Here is a 2166-nt window from a genome sequence, read left to right as displayed (position 1 = left end):
GCCGCGCAGCATTAAGCACTGAACAGGTTTTCGTGGGAGGCCGGCTCCGCCGGGCGATGGCGCCGCCAGGCGCCTGATACCGGCAGCGCGTCGCGCTGCATCGCGAGCTGAAGCTCCCTCCCACAAGGTCAAGAGCAGCTCCAGTTGCGCGACTGGCGCCTGCAGACGCCCAGAGATAAGGGGAGAGGCGTTTCAAGGGCGGAATCCGGCGAAAACAGAAGCAAATCGTACTGGAGGAGACCTATCTGGCAGACATTCTCGCGGTGTAATGGTTTTCATGCGTTTTCCCTGAGGCGTCGCCTGGGCACTGGCGGAGCATGAGTTATGAGAAGTGAGGGGTGAGGTGAAGAGTAGGGAGTTAGCGCCAGGTGGCAGTTGAAATCATTGAAGTGATGCGCCGCTCCACCCAAGGCATGACGCGGCCATTCATCTGTCGTGGTGATGACGGCCATGTCTACTTCGTGAAAGGGGTAGGCGCTGGGCGCCGCAGCCAGCTATGTGAGTGGATTGCCGGCTCGCTGGCGATGGAGGCCGACCTTCCAGTGGCGCCTTTCGAGATCGTGCATGTCCCCGAAGAGTTGATGGAGTTAGATTCTGCCCTGGATCTCGAGGACCTGGGAGCCGGTCCCGCCTTTGGCTCCCGAGAGTGCGGTGTTTCGGAACTGAGTTACGGACGCGTGGCTGAGGTGCCGAGCGAGCTGCAGCAGCGGGTATTGGCCTTCGACTGGTGGATCCGCAACGCAGACCGCATACTGACAGCCAAGGGAGGCAATCCGAACCTCTTCTGGGATGAGTGGGCTGGAGAGCTGGTGGTGATCGACCACAACCAGGCATTCGATCCGGCCTTTGATCTGGGCGATTTTCTGACTCAGCACGTGTTTTGCGCTCAGGCTGCCGTTATTCAGCGGGATTTACAGCGAAAGCACGAGCTGGCAGATGCCATGATCGCGGCATTGCGGCATTGGGACAGTATCCTCGACCTGCTACCGGAAGAGTGGTGGTACCTGGATGAAGAGCTGATTACCAAGGTCAATTTTGATGTTGACATGATTCGCGAGGGGCTGTCCCAGGTGAATCGCGACGAATTCTGGAGGTGGCAATGAAACGCATAGCGTGCCAGTACGTGATCGTACGTTTCATGCCCTACGTGGAAACCGGTGAATTTGCCAACGTGGGCGTGGTGATGATCTCTCCGCGCAGCCGCTATTTCGGCTTCAAGCTGGAAACCCGGCGTTATGCTCGGCTGACCCAGTTCTTCAAGGACCTGGAGGGGCGGCTGTACCGTTCCGCCATTACCGCCATCAAGGATGAACTGGAGCGCGTTCACGCACTGCTCAAGGAAAATGGGTTTGATCGGCGCTACAAGCATAACGACGAAACCTTCGCCAAACAGTTGTTCACGGAACTCACCCGCCCCCGTGAAACCATGCTGCGCTTCAGCGAAGCGCGGGTAGTGTTGGCTGAAAAGCCGGAAGAGACACTAAATGAGCTGTTTGGCCACTATGTCGAGCACAGTTTCGCGACTAAGCAATATCGCGAGACCGTGCTGGAAAGCCAGCTTCGTCGCTTGTTCTACCAAGCCAGGATCGGTGAGCGCTTCATCCCGGAGAAACTGGGTAATGATGAATATCACGTCAACTTCCCCTTTGTGGAAAGGCAACAAGATGAGGTCCTAAGCGCCATCAAGCCGCTCAACCTGGGCCAGCAGAACTCCAGTCACATCGTCGAGCATGGTGGTAAGTGGCAGTTCCGCATCAACGAACTGAAACGACGTTACCAACTGCCCCGTCGTGTGCTGTTGGCCGTGGAAGGGCCTGACGACCACAGCCGTCGTGGCGAGGCCTATCACCATGCCGTAGAGCTGCTGCAAGCGACCGGGGTCAGCGTACTGCCGCTGGCGAAGAAAGAAGCAGTGCTGGAATTCGCCGGAGCGGTTCACCCACCGATCGGTGCGGATGTTCATTGAGCCTTATGTTTCGCCCGAAGAGCCCTTGGCCGCTTGGCGCTTTTCCTTGCCCCTTGCCCCTTGAACCTACCGAACATGCAATGGACGCTGAAGCAGAAAGTTGACATTTATGCCAAGGCGATAGAAGGCCTGCTGACGCTGGAACCGAACATCGAGAAGCAGATCAAATATCTTGATTTTGTGGATATTTACACGGGATT

At 57.2% G+C, this 2166-nt stretch carries 2 protein-coding genes; both read left to right on the top strand.

What is annotated here, in order from left to right:
• Nucleotides 1-368: 368 nt before the first annotated feature.
• The gene (locus tag ACESMD_RS12255; RefSeq protein WP_372613558.1) at nucleotides 369-1103 is read left to right on the top strand and encodes a HipA family kinase; all 735 of its coding nucleotides are present in this window, start codon (nucleotides 369-371) and stop codon (nucleotides 1101-1103) included.
• Nucleotides 1100-1966, top strand: coding sequence for a DUF3037 domain-containing protein (locus ACESMD_RS12250; protein ID WP_372613556.1), 867 nt, complete (start codon nucleotides 1100-1102; stop codon nucleotides 1964-1966). Before ACESMD_RS12255 ends, ACESMD_RS12250 begins: the two co-directional genes overlap by 4 nt.
• The last annotated feature ends 200 nt before the right edge of the window (nucleotides 1967-2166 follow it).

Source organism: Halomonas sp., from assembly GCF_041689495.1.
Taxonomy (GTDB): Bacteria; Pseudomonadota; Gammaproteobacteria; order Pseudomonadales; family Halomonadaceae; genus Halomonas.
The sequence above is the reverse complement of the archived record's forward strand: the minus strand, read 5'-3'. Positions and strand labels throughout refer to the sequence as shown.

Bases quoted from the DNA above. Each gene is read 5' to 3' on its own strand.
- ACESMD_RS12250 (WP_372613556.1), top strand. From the start codon at position 1,100: ATGAAACGCATAGCGTGCCAGTACGTGATCGTACGTTTCATGCCCTAC.